Genomic DNA, 26156 nt, shown 5'->3' on the forward strand with positions numbered 1-26156 from the left:
TCTAGATGAAAGCCCTTAAAACATGTATGCACAAAAGATTGCCGATGCAGATTCATCGGCAATCTTTGAATTATTTTTTTATACCACCCGGCTAATTTATACCACCCGGCTAAGAAAATGACGCAAAAATCGCTCCGCATCGACTTTAAGTGCCACGTCAACCGTAGTCAGTGCTTGAGCTTCGTTCTCATTTTGCACCTCACGGGTGCGACCAACCTCGGTGGAATCGCCCACCTCAACGGCAATGTGCATTGGACGCGTCTCCACAAAGCTGGAATCTATCGCTAATCCTACAGCCAGTGGATCATGCAAAGCACAGCCTGCAATACCAGGTCTGAAGTTGCGATAAGCTTCCATATAAAAGTCTGTCATATCTGCCATAAACGCACCCAGCTCGGTCCCTTGCTCACGCCATTTGTCCACATCCTGCTGTGGAAGCAGTGTTTGCATCGTGACGTCCAGCCCAACGAGCGTAAGCGGAAAGCCCGCTCCCAGCACATAGGCTGCGGCTTCTGGATCGGCGTAAATATTCGCTTCAGCCGTCGGAGTTACATTCCCTTTCACTGTGACCGCACCGCCCATGATGATCAGGCGGTCAAGCAATTGGGGTAATTCGGGACAGCGATCCAATGCAATCGCAAGATTGGTCAGCGGTCCCACAGCTACCAGGGTAAGTTTGCCTTCATAGCGACGAGCCTGTCCGATTATAAAATCAGCGGCATCCCCAGACGCAGCCTGACGGGAGGGTGCTCCTTTCAACTGATTGCCAATACCGTCTTCGCCGTGAATATGCCGGGAATAAGGTTTGAACAGCTCACGAGTATACGGCTTGTGAGCGCCAGACACGACCGGAGCCTCTTCCCCCAGTTTTTCCAGCAGAATCAGTGAGTTACGTGTTGCCTCCTCCACCGAGATATTACCAAAGGTGGTTGTAATACCGAGTAGCTCCAATTCCGGCGAATGGACCGCGTACGCAATAGCAAGCGCGTCGTCAATGCCAGTATCTACATCTAAGATTAACTTTTTGCTCATGATGACCCTCCACAGTAGAACAGCATTCTTTTTTTTCATTATACACAATTTCAATGCTTATTCCCTTGGTCATCAAATTCTTTATTCGAAGACGTAAAAAAGGCTACGACAGTTATGCCGTAACCTTCTTTTAATACTTTTCAATCATTCAAGGGCACATGTTCTGACCAAATCCTAAGGCTCGATTCCCCACACCAGCTTATCATTGTGGAACAACGTTGCTTTGTTCCATTCTGCATAAGAGGTTTTGGTTGGATCGAAGGAGTAGTCATTGGATTCGTCCAGATTAGACCAGTCGCTTTTGTTGATGCGGATCTGAATATCACCTGTTTGCGCTCCGGCAGCAAGCGTACCGGCAGCAGGACTGAAACCAATTTCAATATAGTTGTCAGTAAAGGTACGCAGCACGTTATCATTACCTACTTGCGCATAGTCTACTGCAGATTGCAGCTCCTGGCTGCCATCTTTCGTGAAATAGTAACGAATTTTCAGCTCACTCAGCTTCACAGGTGTTGTTCCTTTATTTTTCAAGTTAAAGAAAGGCTTGACTGCGTTATTCGCTGGATCAGTGTCCCCGGCCCGATACATTACAACCAGATCTCCCGCTGGTTCTGTAGGATCTGTAGGGTCCGTCGGATCTGTCGGTGTACCTTTTGGTTCAGCACTTACCGTTGCAGAATCCTTACTTGTTCCTTTCGCATTCGTAGCACTTACAACATAGAAGTAAGTTGTTCCGTTCGTCAGTCCCTTATCTGTGTACTCTCTTTCCGTTACAAGAGGCGCAACGGCTGTAAAAGGGCCTGCTTCGCTAGTGGCACGTTTGACTGTGTAGCTATCGGCACCCGTAGACGCATTCCAAGTCAGCGTTACTTGAGCATTACCCACAACAGCCTTTAAGCCTGACGGTACAGCTGGAGCTGTAGGCGCTGGGTCCACACCACCAGTGGAAGGCACGATTGCAGGGTACGCATTTTGTACCAGCATCACAAACTGATCATGGAACCATGCTCCTGAAATAGGTGCATTCGGCAAAGCATCTGTTAATGTGCCATCCTTGGTTGTATAGGTAGGATCACACATACGGTCAAAGCCTTTACCCTCATCGTTCGGAATGAGTGAGCTGGAACCATCGGAATCACCCGGAGGTTTCGCCCAGACATAGGCATCGATATGGCCAGCTGGAGCCGTTTGTGGCGGCGTTCCCATACCTGCTCCGCTGTTATTACACCAGTTACCACGGTGCGAGCGTTTGTCAACACGGCCTGAGTTTACATAGGAGTTAATATCATTGCCGACTGCGGAAGTCGGACGGTTAGGTCCGCCCCATCCGTTACGGCCTGTATCAATTAACATACCGAGTGAGCTCGGCCAGCCTGCGCTGACAAAATCTCTATGCAATGACTCTGCGAAATCCGATTCATCGAAATTAGGATTCCATTCATAGTACTTGGACGATTTGATCGGTTGTCCGCCGATATTCAGATTTGGATCAGGCAAATTAGGTTCTGTCAGCGGTGAAGTGTTGGCTGTATTCGTGATAAAGCCATCTACACTGGACAGACCTTTGCTAGTGTCTTTGAAAATGGTTGTAAACAGGGATACCGTTGCTGAACGGTTGTTATCCCAACCTAACCAACCAGAGTGACCGATATCTACGTATTTGTACACATTCGGAATCTCGTTCAGCTTATTCATTGTGTACTTCACGCCAGCTTCATAGATTCCTGTAGACTTGGCTTGTGCACATTTCGGATCATCCAGATTAGTTACCAGATTTGGCAAACTGTCTGGTTCAATGATCGCTACGATACGAATATCCTTATATTTGGGATTTGCAAAAATAGAAGCAATTTTGTCAATATAATCCTTTTTATAGGTTTCCAGACCTGCCTGGGTCAGCGGCAATTCACCATTGGAAGCCAAGGCGTGACAATCCCGTCCGGGCAGATCATACACAATAAATTCCGCCGTAATCGGTGTGCTGCCTTTCTTTTGCGCCAATACTTGGTCCAAATGCGCTTCCAGGCCAAGCTTGCCTCCACCGCCGTTAATAGCAGCGATACGATCAAGCCATACGGCTGTCGGGAATGTTTTGACCGTTTGCATTTTTGCTTTCAGATTGGCATCCGTAATTTTGGCAATCGATGTGTCGACACTAGCCGCATAATCAGGGCTAATATACTTTGTCGCTCCTTGGTAAGGATTGTCCACATGGGATTCTGCATGTATTTTATCCGTAAATCCTGCACCTGGTAGAAAGCTGCTTGCGACGAGTGATAGCGCAAAAGCATACTTCATGCTTTTACGAAGCACTTGCTTTGTTTTCAATTGCTTCACCTATCTTTCCGTAGATTTTGTTGAATCTTCCTATGTCGGCACCTGATTGTTACATGATTAATTGTGAGTTACGCCTACTCTCTCCAAAAAAAGCGGCGTTCATAGTTGCAAAAGGTAAACGCTTTCTATTTGTTCATGCGCTCACATTTTCCCCTTTTTGTCACCTCCTATGTTAGATTATAGTGAGCTGGAAATCTGCTGTAAATTGAATAAATTAAGGACTACATTATTAATTAGGCATATGAATTGCCACCCTAGTGGTTCATCGCGGCCCCTCTTTTTCTGAAGTCGGTTTCTTCATTTGTTGAACATCCCTGCTATAACAAGCTTTCGGGAGATTTAGGATCGACGGCAAAAGAGCAAATTCATAAAAAGTAAGACCGTATTCTTTAATTTCCGTCAGCCTAAATCGACAATGATAAACTTCAGCACGCCAACTATGCCAAATCGTCATATCTATCGACAGCAAAAAGGTGCTTTCAGGCCCTCATGACCATGAAAACACCTTTTTATTGTAGTGAAGTCAATCTCTGCTATTATTGTTCTACACTTTTTCGCGATCCTTGCCTTTGTCGGATTGCCCTGCATTTTTATTGGCGGCATCCCGATCCAGTTGCATTTCTTCAACCGTCTTCACCTTAAGTCGTGCTGCTCCCTCATAGGGTCGGGTTGGAATCAGATCATCTACAGCCAGACGTTGACGCGCCTCGGCAATCGCTGCTCCATATTGCGGCAACCATGCTTCCTGCGCCACCAGCATCTCATCAACCATCTGCCAAATTTCTTTCGGATTACACACCGCGCCCACTAGCGGATCCATCATAAACGCTTGCCGCAGCAGCTTATCATCTCCGTGTACAGCCGCTTCAACAGCCAAACGCTGGACGGAAATACTTACATTGCAGACGGCAGCAAGACCGAGCGGAAGGTCTCCTACATGTGGCATGGAGATACCATTCCGATCCACGTATCCAGGCGCTTCAATAATCGCATCGTCCGGCAAATTGGAAATCACACCGTTATTAACGACATTAAAATGCCCCCGGTATACACGTCCGGTTTCCAGACCTTCGATAATGTATGAACCATGCTCTTCACCGCGATTTTCCGCCTTGTACTCCAATGGATCTTCTTTCATCCAGTTAGGGAAATCTGTTTCAAACCAATTACGTCCTTCTGTACATACACGCAGATAACCGCCTGTTTCTCCGTTGATCCAGCTGCCTAGATCAATCCAGTCCAGAATTTCATTCGGACGCTTCCGGTACCAAGGTACATATTCACTTAGATGACCATTCGACTCTGTGCTGTAATAGCCAAAACGACGAAGCATGTCGATGCGTACCTTTTCGGTGCGGCTATATTCAGGATGTTTTTCAAAAGCCTCCAGCAGTCCAGCTGTCAGATCCTTGCCTTCATGTGACGCCTGAATGTACCACGTCTGGTGATTGATTCCGGCACACACAATGTCCACATCCTGCTTCTCCAGACCATACACCTCGGCAATTTGGTGATGCCCATGCTGGACGCCGTGGCATAGACCGATTGTACGCACACCGCTGTATTTATTGCAGGCCCACGTCATCATCGCCATGGGGTTCGAATAGTTCAGCAGCAATACATCCGGTGCACTTAGCTCGCGGATATCCTTGCAGATGGCCAGCATTTCAGCAATACCACGCTGTCCGTACATAATCCCTCCTGCACACAGGGTATCGCCCACGCATTGATCCACGCCATATTTCAGCGGAATATCCACATCGGTCGCAAAGGCTTCAAGACCGCCAACCCGGATCGTACAAATGACGTATTTGGCATCCTTTAAAGCTATCTTTCGGTCCGTAGAGGACTGTATTTGTATCGATAAACCGTTCTCCCGAATATCCCGTTGGCACAGCTCAGTGACCATATCCAAATTGTGCTGACTGATGTCCGTAAAAGCCACTTCAATATCGTTAAATTCCGGTACCGATAACAGATCTCGTAAAATTCCACGGGTAAAACCGATGCTTCCTGCTCCAATAAACGCTACTTTAAATGACACGGCATTCAACCTCCGGTAATTAGAATGGGTATATACCGTCATTGTAGCAATAGGCCCATAGAAAGCGTTATCAAAATCATGACCAGTTTCGTATTTAGGTGTCAAAAATCCTAACTTTCGCATCAATAAATACTGCTTGCCGTTGACGATAGCTGCCTACGCTTCTTTTGTTGCTGTATAATGAGTTAAGTCTCTAAATATTGACAAAGGAGCAATACATGTCAAACCGTAAATGGACATTTATCCTTATCCCCGTCTTCCTGCTATTTGCCTGGCTGCTCTTTCAGTTCACTCTGTCTTCTTTTCAAATTCACCAATTTGAAGAGTTATTGAAGACGGTTTCTCCAAAAGACGGGGTTTCCGATACAAAAGTCGTACTGATATCACAGGAGTTGGATAATTATTACTGGCGGTCAATCGAACAAGGAGCCCGAAAGGAAGCGGAACAGTACGGTATGCGGCTCGATTATATCGGGCCGGACCGCATTAATCCGTCCGAGCAGGTCAAACTGCTGGATAAAGCGATCGCCAGTAAGGCGGATGCAATTCTGGTTCAAGGGATAAATGATCCAGAGTATCGCCGATTAATCGACAAAGCAGCCGGACTTGGCATCCCCGTCATCACGATCGATACGGATGAACCAGGCTCCCGTAGACTAGCTTACGTAGGAACGGATAACGAAGGAGCAGGAAAACGGATGGGCGCGCTGTTAGCGAAAGCCTCTAGAGAGCGTGGCGACATCGGAGTTATGATCAGTAGCGAGCGTGTCGAGAATCAGCGACTCAGGCTTGCTGGATTTCGTTCCGTGATCGGTCGCTATCCCAAGCTCCGCATTGTGGAGATTCGCTCCTCAAATATTTCACGGCTTCAGGCAGCACAGCAAGCTCAGAACATGCTCACCCGGTATCCTCAGATCCGCTACATGGTCGGATTCAGTGCGCTGGACGGCCTTGGCATTCTGGAAGCCTCGGAGCGGCGCGGCGCGCGGAGTTTGCAGATTTTCGCTTTTGACGATATGGCCGAGACGTTGGAAGCCATCAGAGATTGCAAAATTGAACTGACCATTGTTCAACAGCCAGAGGAAATGGGGGCTAAGGCCATAAAATTGCTGAATGATTATCTAAAGGGGAATGCCCCCCAGGAATTAACATACACCAGGATATATGAGATGCATGCGGACACTCCCGACAACATGACCGGAGATGACAGACGATGACGATCAGAACGAAGCTGCTTCTGTTCATCCCTCTTCTAGTTGTGTTCGCCAATATCATCGCTTATTTTGTATTCCAAAGCGGAAAGGTCGTACAACAGAGCTACGATGAAATGCTTGGCCGAATTCTCCTCATTGAGCAAACCTCCGAATCGGCGGAGAGCAACTTAAAGCTCCTATATGCCTATCTGCTTAATCCAAGAGGCGATAAGGCTGTGCAGGGCCCGACAGAATACCAATTGATGCAGTTAAAAGGCAGAATTCAGGAAGTCTCCGACTCGACCGACCCTTCTTTCGCCGAAGAGGACTACATGAATCTGTTGGCCACATTTCTTGAACAGAAACAAGCCGCAGTTCTGGATGCAAAGGCACAAGATCCTCAATCGGCTTTTGAACATTATATTGAAGCGGAAAAAACCGTCAGCTATATTCATGAGGAGGGTCAGCAACTGATCGATGCTGAACTGGCTTATTACCGGCCAATCATTGAGAACATCCGGAACAAGAATGAGCGAATGAACGGATGGGGAGTGGCGTTGTTCGGCATGAACGCGCTGATGGGGGTTTTGCTTGCAATCTGGGTCTCGCGCAGTATTACTGGCCCTGTCGGCAGACTTGTCGGACTGGCGAAACGAATCGCCACAGGTGATCTGAATATTAGGCCCCAACCGCGACGGGATGACGAGCTAGGCGTACTGTCGGACGCCATTTCGCAAATGTCCACCGATTTGAGCATCCTTATCGAGAAGGATAAACAGAGCCTGGAAATGCGGCGGCTTGTGAAGGAACTGGAGCTTCTGGCTCTGCAAAATCAAATTAACCCGCACTTTTTATTTAATACCTTAAATGTGCTCTCCAAGCTGGCGATCCTGGAAGGGGCGGAGAAAACCAGCGACCTGATCGTTTCGCTGTCCAATCTGCTACGGTACAGCCTGCAGAAGCTGGACAAACCCGTAACTCTCCAGGAGGAACTGGATCATATCCGCGAATACGTAACCATCCAGCAGGCGCGCTTCCGGGACAGGATTCGCTTTGATCTTCACTTTGACGCTTCCGTACTTCAGCAGCAAATTCCGGCCCTGACGATCCAGCCATTTATTGAAAACGCTTTTCTTCATGGTGTGGAAGATATGGAAAGCGGAGCCATTATCGTATTAACGCTGTCGAGAGCGAACGAAGATGTACAAATTGAAATTTCGGACAACGGAAAGGGCATGACGGAGGAAACCCGACTGTCCGTACTCCGTCTTAAAGGCGAAGCCGAAAGCGGCAGTTCAACAGGACTTGGAATGCAAAATGTGTTTAGGCGGCTGCACTTGTTCTACGGAAATGAAGAAGAAATGGTTGAAATCAATAGCAATATCGGACGAGGTACTACCATAACCATACGAATTCCAGTCAAGAAGGAGAGTGAGCGAACTGATGTATCGGTTGTTGATCGCGGATGACGAGGCTTTGGAGAGGGAAGGACTGGAATTGACAGTGGAACGGGCGATGCCGGGGATATTCCGGTTTATTCATGCTGGCAACGGCCGCATGGCGATTGAATGCGCGGAAGAGCACCGTCCCCATATTGCCATTCTGGATATCAATATGCCCGGAATTGACGGGCTTGAAGCGCTTCGTGAATTAAAGGAGCGGCTTTCCGATACCCGATTCGTGCTCGTCACTGCCTACGATTATTTTGCCTATGCCCAGAAGGCGCTCTCTTTGGGCGTAAAAGAATATATTCTGAAGCCGGCAAAGCGAGAACTCATCATCGGCACTTTGAAACGACTGATTGAAGAAATTGAGTGCGAGAAGCGGGCACGTACGGAAGAATTGGAGCTTAGGCATAAAATCTCACAGTTAATGCCGCTCGCAGAAAATGAGCTGGCTTTAATGCTTATGGTCGACCAGACCGTGGATTCGAGCGCTTCCCAGCTATCAGAATGGCTGGACTTTCCTCTTGATCAGGGAAGCGCCATCATTGCCGCCTTTGACGGATATACGGACGAGCAGGATAAAAAGAAAATTTACGATCATTTCCGAAGCTATGTAAAAACGCATGGCCCGAATGCCATTGTAAGCTCTTTGATCGACCATCATGTAGCCACTTTTTTACGCAAGCCGCCTGCCACCAGCGAAAACGACTGGCGCCAGTTGGTTAAACACCTCGTTCAGCAGCTTTCCGAGCTTGCCCAGCAGCAACTTGGTATAAAGACAGCCATTGGAATCGGATCGCTGCATAGCGGCGAGGAAGGACTTCGCAAGTCCTATTTCGAAGCCGTTTTTGCCTCCACCCTACGCAAACGGGATGGAGGTTACTGCCACTTTGACGAACTGAAGTCATCAGAGGCTGGAAACGCTTCTTTGCTTGCCGTCAAAGCGGAGAATGGAATGCTTCAGCAGACGTACGTCATGTCAGCACTGCAACGGATACGCGAACAGCGAGAGGTTCAAACACTGACTATGCTGGGTAGGGCGAAAATGTATATCGAGGAACGGTTCAACGATGATCTTTCGCTGGAAGAAGTGGCTGATTTTGTCCATTTGAATCCTCACTACTTCAGCAAAATTTTCAAACAGGAATACGGAGAAACATTTATCGACTTTGTAACCCGGCTACGGATTGATAAAGCCATCTCTCTGATTAAGGCTGGCAACCTTACTCTTAAGGAAATCAGCTTTGAAGTGGGTTATAAGGACCCGAACTATTTTAGCCGCGTCTTTAAAAAGATAACGGGCGTTCCTCCCACTGAGTTTAAAGGCCAAAAATAGTGAGATTCATCCATGCCGACTATCGGCATGGATTTTTTTAAGCTCGAATGACAAGGTAATGCTAGGTTCAGCCCCTCTATCTCCGATTCGGGAACCGAAGCCAAAATCGTGCATGAAAAGGTCCGTTTATTGAAGACGATAACCGGCCTTTCTTTTATAAGCGCATGTTATACTTCTCCTCGAAGAACGGAATGAGGTTCCAGAGATCTGGAGGGGAGATGATCATATGGCAGTAATCATCAATAATGAAAGCGCTCAACAGAAAGCGCTTCAATCAGAAAAACCCAATATGCTTTTTGTGACGTTGGTATCCATCGTAGCTGCGCTCGGAGGCATCCTGTTCGGTTTTGATATCGCGGTTGTTTCGGGAGCAGTCGAATTCCTACAGCAGCGTTTTTCGCTGAGCGAATTTCAGGTTGGTTGGGCCGTTTCAAGTCTGATTGTCGGGAGTGTCACCGGAGCAGCTCTCTCCGGCTACATGAGTGAAAAGATCGGCAGAAAAAAGGTATTACTGGCCGCCGGATTTTTATTCGTCGTCGGCTCGATCTGCTCTGCGCTTCAAGACACGTTCACCGGGTATGTTATCTTTCGCATGATCGGCGGCATTGGCATAGGAATCACTTCCACCGTTTGTCCGGTGTACAACGCGGAGATCGCTCCCGCCAAATACCGAGGTCGTTTGGTTGCTTTAAATCAGTTGGCGATCGTAACAGGGATTTTCCTGGTTTATTTTCAGAATTCGTGGATCGTCAGCATGGGGGATGAAGCCTGGGGTGTCTCAACAGCCTGGCGCTGGATGTTCGGAGTGGGAGCCGTTCCCGGACTGATCTTTATGCTCTTGATGCTCTTCATACCCGAAAGCCCGCGATGGCTTATTAAACAAAATCGGCCTTATGAAGCGCTGCCGATTTTGCTGAAAATTCACGGTGAAGAAGCCGCTAAGCAGGAAGTGCTTGATATCAAGGAATCATTCAAAAATGAGAACGACTCATTGAAGCAATTGTTCGCTCCCGGTATTCGGGTCGCTCTCTTTATCGGTGTTATGCTCGCCATTATGCAGCATATTACCGGCATTAATGCCATTTTGTATTACGCGCCGGTTATCTTTAAAGGAATGGGACTCGGTACGGACGCTTCTTTGACCCAGACCATTTGGATCGGGTTGATCAATGTGTTGTTCACCATCGTATCCGTATGGCTGATCGACAAAGCGGGACGAAAAGTCCTGCTGATCATCGGCACCTCATTGATGACCTGCTGTTTGGTTATTATTGGCGCCGCATTCAAAATGGGTTTGACCACCGGACCGCTCATACTCATCATGATATTGATCTACGTGGCCTCCTATGCTATATCGCTTGGGCCGATCGTATGGGTTATGATCTCGGAAATCTTTCCGAACCGCATTCGCGGCAAAGCGGTAGCCATCGCTTCGATGGCATTGTGGGCCGGCGATTATCTGGTATCGCAGGCATTCCCTCCTCTGCTGAGTTCAGCCGGCCCGTCCAATACTTTCTGGTTATTCGGAGCCATCTCGTTGTTCGTCGTAGTCTTTTTATGGCGCAAGGTTCCCGAAACCAAGGGGAGATCACTTGAACAGATGGAAAATATGTGGCTTGGGAAATGACCCAACTTTAGCCACGCCCTCTGAGTCACACCGACCTTAAATCGGTAATGGTTCAGAGGCTTCTTATTATCAGCTCCCATCCTCCTCCGCATAGTTCCTCACATTGCGCTCCACAGCTGAGCGGTATTCTACAGGCGTCTTGCCTGTGTGCTTTTTGAACAACATATGAAAATACTGCCTGCTGGCCACGCCTACATAATCGGCAATTTCTTGAATGGGGATGTCCGTTTGCTGAAGAAGCATACGGGCCTTGTCCATTCGCAGCATCGTTAAATACGCGGTGAGCGTTAGCCCAGTATGTTTTTTGAAAATACGGTGCAAATAACCTGGGTGCAGATTCACGGCTGCCGCCATGTCCTTAACCACAATATCTCGATCATAGTTCAGATGGAGAAATTCAATGCATCGTTTGATGTACATATCCGTTTGCTGCGTGTTGCTGCGCTCTGCCTCTTCCCGTAGACGTGCAATTCGTACTAGCAATTGCATAAAAAGCATCTCTGCCATTGCACCCGGCTGTTCTTTTCGTTGGTCTAGCTCCAGCACGAGACTTTTCAGCGCATAATATACTTCTTCCGGGTCCGATAGTACCAAATACGGGAACGGACGTGACATGAGCGTCGTGACCTCCTGCTCCTCTGCTGCCATTTGTCGGATAGACGGCCCTACCCTCACTCCCTCCGAAAAACCAAACTCTACATTTAGCATCCGGCACGGTTGTTCTCCTTCCACCACCAGTCGATGCGGTACACCTGCGTCTAGCATAATAAACTCGCCTTTACGCAGCGTGATGCTTTCTTCCACATTCTCTCCCGTTTGTACATCCACCCTGCAAAAGCCGGAAATCATGTACATAATTTCGGTAGAATGATGATCGTGGTAAGACATGGTATAGTCATGCCATTGCTTGTAATAGTAAGCAAAAAAACGGGGAATATAATCCCCGTCACGCAGCCGTGGCTCAAACAGACTTCCGTTCATCCCCGCACCTCCACAAAATAGATAAGGCTAACACGACAACGTATCTGCAACCGCTCTATTTTCACAGTTTAACAGACTGAGCCATGTACTTCTATTTCACTCCATCAGACGATCTGAAATCCTCTGGAATATGACAGGCGACTTCTGCCTAAAAGGTTGGGGATTTACCGCTTTCTGGACTTAAATACTGAATCAACATTCCCACAAATCGGTTAGCAATTTGTATATCCTCAAGTTCGTTATTCCAATCGTCCTTGGACGTCAGACTCATTTTCTGGAGTATACCCATCATAGACGTGAAGATAAAATGAGCGGTCTTTAAGGGTTCCGTATCAGACTTCAATGATCCATCTTGGAATCCAGCTTCCAGAGCATCCATCAGGAAATGTCGTTCCTTTCCCCTGCTAACAAAATTTTTGTACTGTTCTTTGAGTTCTTGATTTGAACCATAAGCTTCGTAATGCAGATCGAATAAAAGAATAAACTTGATGTATTCCGGATGTTGCCAAGCGTAATCAATCCATGCATCAAGCATCGAAGTAAGCATCTTCTTACCGCTCATTTCGGCTGAAGGCGCCCTTCTAACAAATTCGGTCATGCTCTCCAGGATTTCCATCTGAACCTCAAAGATCAGTTCGTTCATGGACTGAAAGTGCTTATAGAATGTGACCCGACTTACACCAGCCACGTTGCATACATCCTTAACATTAACTTTGAGAAAGCTTTGCTTCATAAAAAGTTCCTTCGCAGCAGCAATGAGCTCTTCCCGATTTTTGTTTTTCAAATTCTGGTGCCAGTTCTCAGTCATTAGCAACCATCCGTTTCTCATTTTTTGGTTTTTGTAAGGTTAAGAAAAGGGCAGATGCAAGAATAAGTGCACCAAAAATATAAGGAATATGAATGTGCTTGTCAAACAACAAACCCGCTAAAATAGGCCCCAATATATTGCCTAGGCTAGTATACGTCGTATTCAATCCGGCGGCATATCCTTGACGATCACCAGCTGAGTTCGCGATCATTGTACTTACAGTTGGCCTTAGGAAGGCATTAAAAGCAAAAAACAGTGCCGATACCGCCAGCAAATAACCTAAATTGATCTTAAGTAACATTAACAATAAAGCGATGGCTGTCATGATCAAAGAGAGACGTATTAGCCTCATCTCTCCAAGTCTCTTGATGAGATAATCGAGCAGCCATATCTGCACAACGATGCCTATAATTGCACCAACCGTAATGATGCAATAAACAAATTCAGCATCAGAATGAAAAGTGGAAATGTAGCAGACTTAGGTAAGCTGCTCATGTTTGTAACCCCCTCCAACCATTTACACTATGTAACCCTTTACTATGTGTAAACCATATTAGTTGAAATAGGGGCCATTGTAAATAAAAATACAAACCTATTAAGCCTAGCTATTGGGCTCCTGTTTTGCAAACTCCTGTAACATGCCTCTTATTTGTTCTACCAATTTAGCAGGAGCTTTCTTGGGTGAACCCGTGTCAAACGGAGGCTGAGGATCGTATTCCAAAATCAGCTGGACTCCTTTACTCATGTCTTCTCCCAATTCCCAAGCTATTAACTGGAGTGCCATATCAATACCAGAGGAGACACCGGCTGCTGTAACCATTTTGCCCTGACGAACCACTCTCTCATCTGTTGGAATGGCTCCAAGAGATTGGAGCAGGTCTAAGGAACCCCAATGACTGGTGGCTACGGTTCCATTTAACAAGCCTGCTGCGCTCAAAATCAAAGAGCCGTTACAAACCGACGTGGTCCATTTTGTAGTTTCATGTATTTGGCGAATCCAATTTAACGTTTCTTCGTCATTCATTGGGGTTTTATAATTTGGCGGACTGCATCCAGGAACAACAAGAATATCAGCTGAATTAACTTCAGAAAAACTGTAATCGGCATGCAAATAACCCATATTTGAGTCCAGCTTGATTAACCCTTTTTGCTTAGCGACAAACTTCACTTCACATTTCAGTGTAGCAGCAAACACATCGTATGGACCTATTGCATCTAACGCTGTAATTCCATCGAAAAGCATGATTGCGATTTTCATGATGCTCTCTCCTTTGAAGTGGGATTTTATTCTTGCACATCCATACTAACATACATATACGGGGTATGGGTATATTTCTGATGTAAACCTTTAATAGTAGGTACCTGTAATAAGGTATACTTAAAAAGGACCACCCCGGGGTAGCCCTTTTTAAGTATACCTGCAAAGCTGTTAATCGCGAGCCGCTTAAGAGCTTTGCTTCCTCAACTGACCATAATATAAATCACTGTAAAAGCCTTTGTGAGCCAGCAGTTCATCATGAGAACCCTGCTCCTCCAGACGGCCATCCTTCAAGACCAGAATCCGGTCAGCCTGACGAATGGTATTCAGCCGATGCGCGATGACGAAACTTGTTCGACCCTGCATAAGCCGCTCCAGTCCTTCTTGTATCTTCATCTCAGTAATGGTGTCGATGCTGCTGGTTGCCTCGTCGAGTACAAGGATAGAAGGGTTGGCTAAAATAGCACGGGCAATAGCCAGCAGCTGTTTTTGCCCTTGACTGATGCCGCTGCCATTCACTTCCAGCACCTTGTCGTATCCGTCCTTCATCCGCATGATAAAGGAATGGGCGTTGGCCAGTTTCGATGCTTGTTCAACCTCCTCATCGGTGGCGTCCAGTCTGCCGAAGCGGATATTTTCACGAATCGTCCCCTGAAACAGGAAGGAGTCCTGTAGCACAAATGCCATGCGGGAACGCAAGCTTTCACGCCGGATGGTAATAATGTCGCGCCCGTCCAGCGTAATCGTTCCCTTGTCAGGGCTATAGAATCTGGAAAGGAGCTGGATCAGTGTCGTTTTCCCTGCCCCGGTCGGGCCGACTAGTGCGATCATTTCACCAGGTTTGGCTTCAAAAGAAATACCTTCCAGCGTAGCGCTTCCCTCATCATAACCGAAGGAAACATCCGTAAACCGCACCGCCCCCTCTACATGCCCTACTTCCACTGCCCCGCGTTCATCCTTGGACTCTTCATCTTCATCCAATATTTCAAATACACGCTCAGCTCCGGCAATGGCAGACAGCAGGGTGTTCCACTGGTTAGCCAAATCGTTCAGCGGTCTGGTGAACTGGCGGGCATATTCTACGAATACAATAATTGTACCTATAGTAATGGAGCCACGAATGGCCAAAATCCCACCGATCCCCGCTACAATAGCAAAGCTGAGATTATTCAGTCCGTTCATCAGCTTCGGTATGAAGCCTGAAATCGTTTGGGCCCAGAAACCCGACAGCCGAATACGGTCATTACGCTCGCCAAAACCATGGATGACTCTCTTTTCCTGCGAAAATGCTTTAATAATCTGCTGCCCGGACAGCGTTTCTTCGATGTATCCGTTCAGTTCGCCCACATTCTTCTGGCGTTCCTTATATAAGGGCCCGGTACGACGTGTGATCCAGCGCATCCCGGCAGCCATTAACGGCACCACGATAAAAGTTAGCAGGGTCATCAGCGGGCTTAACCACAGCATCACCGTGAGTGTACCGATTAGCGTCAATATGCTCGAAAAAATCTGAATGGCGGAGCTGTTCAGCGTAGAACTGACATTTTCGATATCATTGGTCAAACGGCTCATGATCTCTCCCTGCTGACGTTTGCCGTAGAAAGGAATTGGTAGTCGATGCAAATGTGAAAACAGATCGAAACGCATGCGGTACACCGTCTCTTGGGCAATCTCGATCATCCAGATATTTTGCAGCCAGGAGGTCAGCGAGTTGAGCAGATATACAGCTCCTAATCCGATGAGAAAATAAATCCACATGCGTCCACCCGGACCTTCGAGAAAATCATCCACCGCTACGCCGACCAGATATGGACCCAGCAGAGCTAGCCCGGAGCTGAGCAGGACCATGAACAGTACCAGCATCAGTTTGGCCTTACGGCGAGCCAGATAAGCCCATATCCGTCCTAAGGTGCCAAACCAGTTCTTCGCTTTGGCCTTGTGGCGTCCTTCAGCTCCCGCCGGATTTCGCAGCACACCAGACGGCGGTGTAGGCTGACGGAACGGTTCAATGAGTTCCTTGAACATGCGACTCCTCCTTTCCATATTGTGATTCATAGATACGCCGATACAGATCCGAACTATCCATGAGATGCTCATGGCTTCCACTTGCCATCAGGCGACCCTCATCCAGCAGTAAAATCTGATTTGCCGATGCGGTCGAGCTGATCTTCTGCGTAATGAGAAATGTCGTGCAGGACAGACCATCGAGTGCATTCAGTAGTGCTGCTTCTGTCCCTACATCCAGCGCACTTGTGCTGTCGTCCAAAATCAGCACTGCCGGCTGGCGCACCAGTGCGCGGGCAATCGAAAGCCGCTGTTTCTGTCCGCCAGACAGATTGACGCCACGCTGCCCGAGCATCGTGTCATAGCCTTGCGGCAAGTGTTCAATCATATTATGGATTTGCGCCATGCGTGCGGCTTCCTCAATTTGCTCCAGGCTCGCATTCTCCAGCCCCCAAGCAATATTATCCCGAATCGAGCCGGTGAATAGCAGTACCTCCTGAGGGACATAGCCAATCGCCTCTCGTAATATGGACGCATCCAGTTCACGAGCGTCCTTTCCGTCAAAGCGCACATGACCTTCATCTTCTTCATACAGACGTGTAATCAACTGCACAAGTGAAGATTTTCCCGAGCCAGTGGCCCCCATAATAGCTATCCGCTCGCCCGGTCGCGCCCTAAAAGAGATATCCTTTAGTACAGCCAGATCACTGCCCGGATAATGAAAGCTCACCCGGTCCATTTCCACCTGTCCCTTAATCCGTGTATGATGTGTTGAAACAGACTCCATCTCTGACCCATCTTCATTAGCTGTGTCCAATATCTCTCGAATCCGCCCGGTAGATGCAGTAGCTCGGGAAAATACAACAACGATACCCGACAAGGCAGACAAGGCCCCAATCGTCCGCAGTGAATAATTGACGACTGCAACCACCTGTCCTACACTGGCATCCCCAGTGGAAATTTGGCCGCGTCCAAACCAAAGTACTGCAATAATCCCTGCATTCATCGTAAACAAAATGAACGGCATCGTCGTTTCTGTCCAGCGTAGAGCGGACACCGTCCCTTTCATCAACTCGCCTCCGTAATGGGCAAAACGTTCGATTTCATGCCGCATCCGCACAAAAACCCGGATGAGTCGGATGCCTGTCAGATTCTCCTGAATCACTCCGTTAACGTCATCCAGGCGACGCTGGACACCCTTAAATAAAGTGACCGTTCGCCGCATCATCACCAGCACAAACACGAACAGCACCGGGGCCATAACCGCCAATAGCAGCCCAAGCCTGAAATGTACAACCAGTGCCATCACAATACTGCCGATGACTACAAGCGGAACCCGTGTCATAAACCGCAGGCTCATAAACACCGTATCCTGTACTTGCGTGACATCCCCGGTCAGACGCGTAATCAGCGACGAAGTGGCAAAACGTTTAAACACAGGATACGAAAAGGATTGCACTTTACGGTACAGCTTTTCCCGCAAATCATAGCCGAAGCCCTGACTTGCATGTGAAGCAAAAAAAGAGCTGGATATGCCCGCCATAAAAGCGATAACGGCACTCCCCACCAGTACACTGCCCCATAACCAGACGACGGACAAATCCTGCTGTCGGATGCCCTCATCAATGATTTTAGAGATCAAATATGGCTGCGATAGCTCTACCGTCAATTCCAGCAACATCATCACGAGCGCTGCGATGGCTGGAACCCGATATTTTTTTAGAAAAGAAAACATCATTCCCACAAGCATTCCTCCAATTGCCCATAGCCGTCCTTCCAGATCAGCGTGTCATGGTTATATGAATCAAGACCTGCTGTAAAACCATATATACGCACTTTATACAGCACTATATTTTATTATACCCTTCTGAACGGCTTCGTTTAACCAGCAAATTGGAGACTCCGGTTGTGAAATTAAAAGATATACAAGAAAGCGTTCCAGTCACGGTCACACTTACCGGATGGGAACGCCTTTTCGGTTATTTTGGCAGCTCTGCCGGATAATACTGCAGCCAGCGCCTTAAATCCGCGCTATGGATGACACGCTTGGGATCTTCACCGACTAGGCGAAGTCGCTCCAGCACAAACTTGATTTCACCGGAGCCTGCCTCGATTCCTTCCTGCTCCAGCATATATTGAACTGCACTTCTGCCCGAATGCTTGCCGAGTACGAACGAATGGTCAGTGCCCAGCTCGGTTGGATCAAGGGTCTGATAGGCGGCACGCTCCTTTAGCAGACCGTTGATATGTATGCCGGATTCATGGGCGAATACCATGTCTCCCACAATTGGCTTGCCTTCGGGAACGATTCGGTTGGAGGCTTTGGACACCAGTGCAGCCAGCGGGTTCAGCAGTTCGGGACGGACGCTGCAGGTTCCTTGATATAGGTCCCTCCACGACATCACCACCTCCTCCAGCGCCGTATTGCCTGCCCTTTCCCCAAGTCCTGACACCGTGGTACTGGCCCAGACAGCTCCCGCCTGCAAAGCTGCCAGGGTATTGGCAAGCGCTAGACCATAATCATTATGACAGTGAATCTCAAGCTCCACATCCTGCGGTACGCGTGATACAAGCCTGTCTATACGGGCAGCTATCGCAGCGGGATGGTGAACAGACAGCGTATCGGCATATCTGAAGCGCCGGATGCCATCCCTGTAGAGCTGATTCGCCAACTGCTCAAGGAACAGGTCATCTGCCCTTGAAGCATCCTCAAAGCCTACGGAAACAGTCAATTCTTTACACTGACCGTAATCAACAGACTTGCGGATCAGCTCTGTCACCTGCTCAGGATTCATACCCAGCTTGGACTTCATCTGCACCGTCGACACGGGAACCGAAATATGGGCCCAGCCGACGCCTGTCGATTCAGCTGCATCAATATCCGTGAACACCGCGCGATTCCAGGTCATTAGCTTCATCTGAAGTCCGAGAGCAGCAATCCTGGCAATAGACCTGCACTCCGCCTTTCCCATTGCCGGAATTCCGATCTCAGCCTGCTCCACCCCCGCCGAGTCCAGCATGATGGCAATTTCAGTTTTCTCCTCGGCCGAAAAGGCAACGCCCGGAGCCTGTTCTCCGTCACGAAGTGTCGTATCACAAATATGCAACTGACTCATCTATATCCCCTCCCGTTCCGCAGCAAGGACAACACGGGTTGCGTTTGACTGCTATGGTGCAGCTGCTCATATCCAGCACATTCATACGGTACATACGGTCAGTGAACAGATTGCCCGCATCTGTAATCCATTTGACCGCTTCCAGTGCAGCCATACAGCCAATCAAACCGGAGGTAGCTCCCAGAACCGGGAATCCCAGAGGCTCCCAGGGCTGTCCTCCTTCCGGGTAGAGACATTCCAGGCATGCCGTCCTACCGGGATCAATGGTCATCAATGAGACTTCATAGGCGTACATGGCCGCTTCTATCATCGGTCTGCCATGTCGAACACATAGTCTGTTCAGCGCATATCTTTCCGGAAAGTCATACCTTGCATCAATCACGATATCCGCCGCTTCTACCCATGGTCCAGAAGATTCTTCCGTGATTCTGTGGGCGTGGCCCTCAAGTTGGGTCTCTGGGTTAATACGATGCAAATGCTGCAATGCCGTCTCCATCCGTTCCTCCCCGATTCGCCCGCTGTCCATCAGCACCTGCCGGTTCATATCGGGCAGATGGATTACGCCCTCATGGGCCAATATCAGCTTTCCCACTCCGGCAGCGGCCAGGTACATGGCCGCTGTCCCTCCCAATCCTCCGATGCCAGCAACCATAACAGTAGCCTGCTTTAGCCTGTTCTGACCTTCCGTTCCCAACAGCTTCAACTGGCGTCCGTATCTACTGTCTTCCAGCAGCTGTACCATTCGTCCACCTCCTCCATGTGCGGCCCCGCCATTAAGATATTCGGTCCGCAGGATCTTGACACCATATCTGGTTGTTCTTCGGTTATTCTTCCTTACTGAAGGCTCATGATTCGGCTTTGCCGCTGCCCTCCTCAGCGTGCAGGATTTTGGCAAGCCACATGGGCGGATTGCGAGCCAGCATATTCTGGAGACGCTGGACCTGCTCCTCAATGGTGCTACCGAAGGCCACCTTCACAGGCATAATGGTCCGCTTGGTAACCTGTGCGGCGGCCGAAGCGCCAATCTGTACCAGAAAGATCAATGCACAATCCTCAATCAAGCCAATTCGGCTGGCGATCTTGCCCGCCTCGTTCTCATCGCTTCCCAGGGCTATCCGCCGATGCTCCAGGAACTGAACGCCTGAGTGCCGGATTTCGAATACAGTGAACATGGGACTCTGTCCAAAATGAGCATTCACAAGCACACCGTCTTCCGTCGCAAATGCAACCTTCATCCTCCCTTCCCCCCCTCGGCAAGCAATACATTGCCTACTTTGTTCACCCACTCCATGGTTCCACGGTATCCGACGCTTACGGATGTGTGGGCGCCCAGCTCGTCATACACCGGCAAGCCTGCCGGCACGAATGAGGCGCCAGCCCGTGCCGCTCCCTTTCTTCCATGTGAATTGCTGATCCACAAATCAACGCCCTGCGCGCTCTCCTCTGCATCATCCAGATCACCGATCCAGACTTCCCGTTCTGTCTTTTGCAGTGCGGGCGTGGTGCAGGGTGTAATTAGCCGCTTCAGTTCCACTCCCATCTCCTCCAGCCAGGCTGCGGTCGACAGCATATGATCCGGTTCTAGGGCCACTACAGCGGAAGCGCCGGAATAATAGAAATGGGCATCCAGCATGCTGTCCAACAGATTTTCACGCTGCCAGCGGAAGCGAACAGGGGCTGGCTCGCGGCTGATTTTCTGCAGAAAATGTATGAACACATCGCTCGCGGCCAAGCCAGACAGACCCGTGAACAAGTGGTAGGGAATGCCTGCGGCATGAGTCAGCCTGCGCGCCGGACGCTCCATGCTCGCGCCAATGGCAATGGTGCAGGAAGACTCCAGCATCTGGCAGGCTGAATCCAGCGGAGTCCCCCCTCTCGTCAAAGGGGAAAAACCTGTCAGCAGGTGGCCGGACAAGGAAGTGGAGATATCGGGGAGTGTGATAACCTCCAGGCCGAAGGAAGCGATAATATCCTTGATTTCCATGACATCTCCGGCAGTCAGATAAGAAGCCGGCAGCAGATTGACCTGCGTCCGGCGCTGTTTTTTGGGGGACTTGCCTCCGGCTAACCCGAGTACAGCATCCATTAGCGACTCTACTGTACTGCTGTAGCCCGTCTCCAGAGAGCCGTGAAAATCAGGCAGCGATATAGAAAACAGCAAACTGTCCTTCAAGGCCCGTTCTCGCTTGAACGCCTTTACCCTAGACTGAAAATCAACGCCTGCCACCTCGGTGAGGGCCGTGCTGATAACGCCGATGACATCTGGATGGTGTTTGGACCAGATATGATCCAGTGCCTCCTCCAGATTCCGGTCTGCATCAAATATAACGTCCATCTCTTGCAGCGCAGAGGTCTGAACGGCAATCGGCTCTCGAAAATGGCGAGTCAGCAGCGCCTTGGAGAAGGCCGAGCAGCCCTGAGCGCCGTGCAGCAAAGGCATTGAGCGATACATTCCCTGCAGAGCTAGCACGCCGCCCAAAGGCTGTCCTACCTTGAGCGGGTTGACACTGACAGGCTTCGTGGCGGATTTAATCGGCAAATTCCGTCTCCTCCTCCCATGGAGCCAATTTGGCGGTCAGTTCCCATACCGGATGCTGTAGCGTATGCACAAGCTGTTTCGCCAGAGATAACAGCCCGTCATAGCCCGCATAGGCTTTGTGCCGTTCTTGATTGATGTCCACAAAAGGAATTTGTTCCTTAAGCGCCATATACATGTTCCGGCCCCCGGCAATGACCATGTCTGCCTTGCGGCTCCGTACGGTCTTGAGAATCTGCCGGGCGCCGCCTTCCGGGATGTATTCCGCATCATCTCCGATACGGTCAGCAATCCGGGATACATCCTCGGCAGTGCTTTTGTTCGTGCCTACACCAACCACCTTAATGCCCAGCTCCTGCAAAGCCGTAATGACAGACCAGCTCTTTACACCCCCGGTATAGAGCACTGCCCGCTTTCCTTTCAGCTGCTTGCGGTAGGGCTCGAGCTCCAGCGATAGCCTCATTTCCTCCCGTGCGGCCAGCTTATCCACCCGTCGCTCCACATCACGATCTCCGGTCAGGTAAGCCATCTGTCGCAAGGAATAACTCGTCTCCTTTGCTCCATAAAATGAACCTTCAAAATAAGGAATGCCGTATTTACGCTCCATTTGGACTGCCAGACCCAGCAAAGCCCGGCTGCATACGACCATATTGGCCTTGGCACGATGCGCCCATCCCACCTCACGGAACCGACCGTCTCCGGTAATTCGGGACAGGATACTCATTCCCGCCTGCTGCATCAGCCGCTCGATATGCCACATCTCGCCGGCGATATTGTATTCCCCAATGAGATTGATATCATGGGAGGTTGTCTGTTCCGGCTCGGTGCTGCCGATAATATGCTGGAACAGCACGTCTCCGGCCAGCCGGGTCCCGAGATTCTTGCTGCCCACAAATCCCGGGCTGTTCACCGGAATGATCGGCGTTCCCAGCTGCTCTGATTCAGCCTTGCAAACTCCCTCGATATCTTCACCCGTGAGGGCTGTGACGCATGTGGTATAGACGAATACAGCGGGAGGAGCAAAGCGGCTGACAATGTAGCGGATCGATTCATGCAGCTTTTGTTCACTACCAAAAATGATGTCCTGTTCTCCAAGATCAGTAGTGAAGCCATACGCCGACAGCTCCGGGCCGCTGGACAGGCTGCCTCTGCTCTCCCAGCTATTGCCGAGACACGCAATCGGCCCGTGCACCAGATGAGCCGCATCTGCAATGGGGATCAGTGTAATCTGGGCCCCGTCAAAGGAGCAGCCACCCGAAGCCTCCCCCGGCACAGGCCGGGGACAGGGCGTGCTTTTGGGAATTTTTTTGCCGCAGGATACCTCCAGCCTTCCGTTAGACACAGCCGGCTCCATCCGCAACCCCCCTTATTTCAGATAGAATCCATTGAAATTACAAGCCAAGTTGTCAACTTCCATCTACGCGATACATCAATTAGCGCACTAGATCAAAGCTATGATCCGGAGCCTGCTCCTCCATGACATCCAGTACGGTATTCACGAATTGGGTAAGCAGATTCAGCGCACCCTGGTAGCCGATAATCGGATAACGATGCAGATGATGCCTGTCGAAGATCGGAAAGCCCACACGCAGCAATGGAATTTTCGCTTCTTTCGCCGCGAACTTCAGGTGGGAGCTACCAATAGCCAGGTCTACTGGGTCCTGGAACAGCAGCGAACGCATATGCCACAAATCCTGACCGGAATGAACCGTGGCTTCTGCACCGTAAGGGCTGGATTTCAGCAGAAGCTCTGCTTCCTTCTCAAATTTCCGGTCCCCATTGGAGCAAACAATATGCACCGGCTCCATGCCCAGCTCCAGACAAAAACCAATCAGGCCGATGAGCATATCCGGGTCTCCCGCCATAGCCACTCGTTTGCCGTGCAGATAAGCATGCGAATCCATCATGGCATCCACAATTCGGGCGCGCTCCTGCTTCAATGCCTCGGGAATTTCTCTTCCAGACAGGCGGCTAATCTCCTCAAGCAACCGATCTGTAGCCCGGATGCCCAGCGGTGTGGAGATGGAGGACACCTGCTGCCCCCAGGTTTGCTTCATATAACCTAATGTTTTACGAAGAGAGTACTGCTGGATCGCCAACGTGCCTGCAGCATCTGCGGCCTTGGGCACATCTTCAAGCGGCGTTCCCCCGTAATAGTAGCTGTACTCTCCAGTAGCCCCTGAATCAAAATTACTGCTGTGGTCACCCAGAATGGTATACGTAGCGCCGAACATCCCCAGCATGCGCCGCATTTCGGCAAAATTGCCTGTATACCCGTCAAACCCGAGCAATACATTCAGCTTCAATTCATGACCAGGCTGCGGCGTCCGGCCTGACTTGTTATACAGCGTCTCCAGCACAGAGCGCAGCATGACGTCATAGCCTGTAATATGTGAACCGGAGAAGCTGGGGGTATTGGCAAAAGGAACCGGCATATCCTCGGGAAGGGCTCCCTCCTGACGGGCATTGGCCAGGAAGGCAGACAGATCATCCCCGATCACCTCTGCCATACAGGTCGTGCATACCGCAATCATCTCCGGCTGATACAAGGCAATGCAGTTCTCTATACCGTCAATGAGGTTGCGCATCCCACCGAATACGGCGGCATCCTCGGTCATCGAGGTGGAGACGGCAGGAACAGGCTCTTTGAAGTGGCGGGCAAGATGGCTGCGGAAATAAGCTGTACAGCCCTGTGAGCCATGAATGAACGGGAGCGTTTTTTCGAAGCCCAGCGCAGCCATGACCGCTCCCAGCGGCTGACAAGCCTTGGCCGGGTTCACAACTACGGCTGTACGAGCGAAATTCTTATCCTTGTATTCCTTGGTCTTGGTATACTCCAGGGTGGCGGTAACCTCCTCTGGCGAGCAAGGGGCCTCAAAAGCCCGTTTATCCTCACGCTGGCGCACATATTTATCCTGCCGAAACAACTGATTGTGATCGACAATGTTCAGACCCTCGCTCATACCGACACCTCCGCAGTCTGCCGAGATGGCAGCAGGCTCCATACTGGACTATTGATGGTCATATCCATATCACGTGCAAAAATCTTGAAGCCGTCAAAACCATGATAAGGCCCGCTGTAATCCCAAGAGTGCATTTGACGGAAGGGAATGCCCATTTTGTGATACACGTATTTCTCCTTGACTCCGGCACCCATTAAGTCAATATTCAGCCGCTGGGCCAATTCCTCCAGCTCATAGGCCGTTGGATCATCGTACAAAACAGTACCTTCCTTTACATCGGGAAACGTCTTTTCGTAATCATCCTTATGGGCAAATTCATAGCCTGTAGCCACAATTTCCATACCCAGATCCTCATAGGCACCAATGGTATGCCTTGCCCGCAGTCCGCCAATCAGAAGCATCACCTTTTTGCCTTCCAGACGTGGGCGGTATTTACGGATGACCGCCTCCATCTGCGGCATATATTGGGCGATGACCTGCTCACATTTTTCCTGAATCGTCTCGTCAAAGCGGGCAGCAATCGCCCTGAGGCTCTCCATCGTCTTGGTCGGGCCAAAGAAGTTATATTCCATCCAGGGAATTCCGTATTCCTGCTCCATCGTTGTGCACATATAATTCATGGAACGATGACAATGGATCAGATTAAGCTTGGATTTATGGGCAATCCCCAGCTCATTGATCGTACCGTCACCCGACCACTGCGCTATGACCCGCAGTCCCATTTCCTCCAGCAAAATGCGCGAGGCCCAGGCATCACCGCCGATATTGTAGTCCCCAATAATGGAGACATCATAAGGCCCGCACTCCTTTAGCTCCCGGCGCCCCATTAGAAAATCTCGGATAGCATCATTAGCAATGTGATGCCCCAGAGACTGACTCACTCCGCGAAAACCCTCACAGCGTACAGGAATGACCGGAATGCCCAGCTCCTCTGTCATCTTCTTGGCCACAGCCCCGATATCATCACCAATCAGTCCGACCGGACATTCAGATTGTACGGAGATGCCTTTAGCCAGCGGGAACATCTCCTTAATTTCCCTGCAGATCACCTCCAGCTTCTTATCTCCCCCGAACACGATATCCTTTTCCTGAAAATTACTTGTAATCTGCATGGCGGTAAAATTATCGATGCCCAATACCCCATTCGCATAATTGCGTCGGGTACCCCAACTGTATTGCCCGCAGCCGATGGGACCATGGCTAATGTGTACCATGTCTTTAATCGGGCCCCATACCACACCCTTGGAGCCTGCATAAGCACAGCCCCTTGCTGTCATAACGCCGGGCCGTGATTTCATGTTGGACTTAATGGAACAGGTTCCGCAGTTCACAAGTTCCTCATCCGCGATCTCAAAATGCTTGGTCCGGTCCTTCTTGGCCTTCTTGGGATATACCTCCAGTATCTCCTCTACGATCTGCTTTCCCTTATCCACAATACTGCTCATTTGGCCTATTCCTCCCTCCTGCGAGCTGTGC

General features: G+C 49.7%; 19 protein-coding genes and 1 pseudogene. 4 read left to right on the plus strand and 16 right to left on the minus strand.

Annotated elements, in window-relative coordinates; all coding sequences use genetic code 11:
- Positions 1–96: 96 nt before the first annotated feature.
- From NLX73_RS15575 to melA, 3 genes are all read right to left on the minus strand, one after another.
- Complete coding sequence (locus NLX73_RS15575; RefSeq protein WP_254326612.1) at positions 97–1032, minus strand: nucleoside hydrolase; 936 nt, start codon at positions 1030–1032, stop codon at positions 97–99.
- Positions 1033–1206: 174 nt separating this feature from the next.
- The gene (locus NLX73_RS15580; protein WP_254326613.1) at positions 1207–3369 is read right to left on the minus strand and encodes a glycoside hydrolase family 6 protein; all 2163 of its coding nucleotides are present in this window, start codon (positions 3367–3369) and stop codon (positions 1207–1209) included.
- A gap of 544 nt (positions 3370–3913) precedes the next feature.
- Positions 3914–5413, minus strand: coding sequence for an alpha-glucosidase/alpha-galactosidase (gene melA, locus NLX73_RS15585; RefSeq protein WP_254326614.1), 1500 nt, complete (start codon positions 5411–5413; stop codon positions 3914–3916).
- A 218-nt stretch (positions 5414–5631) separates the two neighbouring features.
- Here melA and NLX73_RS15590 point away from each other — a divergent pair, with 218 nt between their 5' ends.
- The 4 genes from NLX73_RS15590 to NLX73_RS15605 all read left to right on the plus strand — a co-directional run bounded on the left by NLX73_RS15590 (position 5632) and on the right by NLX73_RS15605 (position 11014).
- A complete protein-coding gene (locus NLX73_RS15590) occupies positions 5632–6630 on the plus strand; it encodes a sugar-binding protein (RefSeq protein ID WP_254326615.1) in 999 nt (332 codons plus the stop codon).
- A complete protein-coding gene (locus tag NLX73_RS15595; RefSeq protein WP_254326616.1) occupies positions 6627–8075 on the plus strand; it encodes a sensor histidine kinase in 1449 nt (482 codons plus the stop codon). Before NLX73_RS15590 ends, NLX73_RS15595 begins: the two co-directional genes overlap by 4 nt.
- A complete protein-coding gene (locus tag NLX73_RS15600) occupies positions 8050–9387 on the plus strand; it encodes a response regulator transcription factor (protein ID WP_165176614.1) in 1338 nt (445 codons plus the stop codon). Before NLX73_RS15595 ends, NLX73_RS15600 begins: the two co-directional genes overlap by 26 nt.
- 226 nt (positions 9388–9613) lie before the next feature.
- Positions 9614–11014 (plus strand): sugar porter family MFS transporter, encoded by a 1401-nt coding sequence (locus NLX73_RS15605; protein WP_165176616.1) that lies wholly within the window; start codon positions 9614–9616, stop codon positions 11012–11014.
- Positions 11015–11083: 69 nt separating this feature from the next.
- On the opposite strand, the gene NLX73_RS15610 is transcribed toward NLX73_RS15605, so the two are convergent.
- From NLX73_RS15610 to nifD, 13 genes and pseudogenes are all read right to left on the minus strand, one after another.
- The gene (locus NLX73_RS15610; RefSeq protein ID WP_165176618.1) at positions 11084–11995 is read right to left on the minus strand and encodes an AraC family transcriptional regulator; all 912 of its coding nucleotides are present in this window, start codon (positions 11993–11995) and stop codon (positions 11084–11086) included.
- 148 nt (positions 11996–12143) lie between these two features.
- The gene (locus NLX73_RS15615; protein ID WP_254326617.1) at positions 12144–12803 is read right to left on the minus strand and encodes a TetR/AcrR family transcriptional regulator; all 660 of its coding nucleotides are present in this window, start codon (positions 12801–12803) and stop codon (positions 12144–12146) included.
- Positions 12796–13236, minus strand: a pseudogene (locus NLX73_RS15620) (MFS transporter); the annotation flags it as partial. The gene NLX73_RS15615 and the pseudogene NLX73_RS15620, both read right to left, overlap by 8 nt.
- Positions 13237–13404: 168 nt before the next feature.
- The gene (locus NLX73_RS15625; protein WP_250259225.1) at positions 13405–14061 is read right to left on the minus strand and encodes a DJ-1/PfpI family protein; all 657 of its coding nucleotides are present in this window, start codon (positions 14059–14061) and stop codon (positions 13405–13407) included.
- Positions 14062–14247: 186 nt separating this feature from the next.
- On the minus strand, positions 14248–16086 hold the full coding sequence (locus tag NLX73_RS15630) for an ABC transporter ATP-binding protein (protein WP_250259226.1): 1839 nt from the start codon (positions 16084–16086) through the stop codon (positions 14248–14250).
- Positions 16067–17803, minus strand: coding sequence for an ABC transporter ATP-binding protein (locus tag NLX73_RS15635; protein ID WP_254326663.1), 1737 nt, complete (start codon positions 17801–17803; stop codon positions 16067–16069). The genes NLX73_RS15630 and NLX73_RS15635 overlap by 20 nt, the downstream gene beginning before the upstream one ends.
- A gap of 241 nt (positions 17804–18044) precedes the next feature.
- A complete protein-coding gene (locus NLX73_RS15640) occupies positions 18045–19181 on the minus strand; it encodes a homocitrate synthase/isopropylmalate synthase family protein (protein WP_254326618.1) in 1137 nt (378 codons plus the stop codon).
- Positions 19159–19923, minus strand: coding sequence for a HesA/MoeB/ThiF family protein (locus tag NLX73_RS15645; RefSeq protein WP_254326619.1), 765 nt, complete (start codon positions 19921–19923; stop codon positions 19159–19161). The genes NLX73_RS15640 and NLX73_RS15645 overlap by 23 nt, the downstream gene beginning before the upstream one ends.
- Positions 19924–20026: 103 nt before the next feature.
- On the minus strand, positions 20027–20416 hold the full coding sequence (locus NLX73_RS15650; RefSeq protein WP_069291237.1) for a NifB/NifX family molybdenum-iron cluster-binding protein: 390 nt from the start codon (positions 20414–20416) through the stop codon (positions 20027–20029).
- Positions 20413–21720 carry a nitrogenase iron-molybdenum cofactor biosynthesis protein NifN gene (nifN, locus tag NLX73_RS15655; protein WP_254326620.1) on the minus strand — a complete coding sequence of 436 codons (1308 nt, stop codon included), beginning with the start codon at positions 21718–21720 and terminating at the stop codon, positions 20413–20415. Before nifN ends, NLX73_RS15650 begins: the two co-directional genes overlap by 4 nt.
- Entirely contained in the window at positions 21710–23071 is a 1362-nt protein-coding gene (gene nifE, locus NLX73_RS15660; protein WP_069291235.1) for a nitrogenase iron-molybdenum cofactor biosynthesis protein NifE, read from the minus strand. The genes nifN and nifE overlap by 11 nt, the downstream gene beginning before the upstream one ends.
- 79 nt (positions 23072–23150) lie before the next feature.
- Complete coding sequence (gene nifK, locus NLX73_RS15665) at positions 23151–24680, minus strand: nitrogenase molybdenum-iron protein subunit beta (RefSeq protein ID WP_254326621.1); 1530 nt, start codon at positions 24678–24680, stop codon at positions 23151–23153.
- Positions 24677–26125, minus strand: a complete 1449-nt coding sequence (gene nifD / locus NLX73_RS15670) for a nitrogenase molybdenum-iron protein alpha chain (RefSeq protein ID WP_254326622.1) — start codon at positions 26123–26125, stop codon at positions 24677–24679. The genes nifK and nifD overlap by 4 nt, the downstream gene beginning before the upstream one ends.
- Positions 26126–26156 lie beyond the last annotated feature (31 nt).

It is taken from the genome of Paenibacillus sp. CH40, from assembly GCF_024213605.1.
Classification (GTDB): domain Bacteria; phylum Bacillota; class Bacilli; order Paenibacillales; family Paenibacillaceae; genus Paenibacillus; species Paenibacillus polymyxa_B.

Bases quoted from the DNA above. Each gene is read 5' to 3' on its own strand.
- NLX73_RS15575 (WP_254326612.1), bottom strand. From the start codon at position 1,032: ATGAGCAAAAAGTTAATCTTAGATGTAGATACTGGCATTGACGACGCG.
- NLX73_RS15590 (WP_254326615.1), top strand. From the start codon at position 5,632: ATGTCAAACCGTAAATGGACATTTATCCTTATCCCCGTCTTCCTGCTA.
- NLX73_RS15595 (WP_254326616.1), top strand. From the start codon at position 6,627: ATGACGATCAGAACGAAGCTGCTTCTGTTCATCCCTCTTCTAGTTGTG.
- NLX73_RS15600 (WP_165176614.1), top strand. From the start codon at position 8,050: ATGTATCGGTTGTTGATCGCGGATGACGAGGCTTTGGAGAGGGAAGGA.
- NLX73_RS15605 (WP_165176616.1), top strand. From the start codon at position 9,614: ATGGCAGTAATCATCAATAATGAAAGCGCTCAACAGAAAGCGCTTCAA.
- NLX73_RS15610 (WP_165176618.1), bottom strand. From the start codon at position 11,995: ATGAACGGAAGTCTGTTTGAGCCACGGCTGCGTGACGGGGATTATATT.
- NLX73_RS15615 (WP_254326617.1), bottom strand. From the start codon at position 12,803: ATGACTGAGAACTGGCACCAGAATTTGAAAAACAAAAATCGGGAAGAG.
- NLX73_RS15625 (WP_250259225.1), bottom strand. From the start codon at position 14,061: ATGAAAATCGCAATCATGCTTTTCGATGGAATTACAGCGTTAGATGCA.
- NLX73_RS15630 (WP_250259226.1), bottom strand. From the start codon at position 16,086: ATGTTCAAGGAACTCATTGAACCGTTCCGTCAGCCTACACCGCCGTCT.
- NLX73_RS15635 (WP_254326663.1), bottom strand. From the start codon at position 17,803: ATGATGTTTTCTTTTCTAAAAAAATATCGGGTTCCAGCCATCGCAGCG.
- NLX73_RS15640 (WP_254326618.1), bottom strand. From the start codon at position 19,181: ATGAGTCAGTTGCATATTTGTGATACGACACTTCGTGACGGAGAACAG.
- NLX73_RS15645 (WP_254326619.1), bottom strand. From the start codon at position 19,923: ATGGTACAGCTGCTGGAAGACAGTAGATACGGACGCCAGTTGAAGCTG.
- NLX73_RS15650 (WP_069291237.1), bottom strand. From the start codon at position 20,416: ATGAAGGTTGCATTTGCGACGGAAGACGGTGTGCTTGTGAATGCTCAT.
- nifE (WP_069291235.1), bottom strand. From the start codon at position 23,071: ATGGAGCCGGCTGTGTCTAACGGAAGGCTGGAGGTATCCTGCGGCAAA.
- nifK (WP_254326621.1), bottom strand. From the start codon at position 24,680: ATGAGCGAGGGTCTGAACATTGTCGATCACAATCAGTTGTTTCGGCAG.
- nifD (WP_254326622.1), bottom strand. From the start codon at position 26,125: ATGAGCAGTATTGTGGATAAGGGAAAGCAGATCGTAGAGGAGATACTG.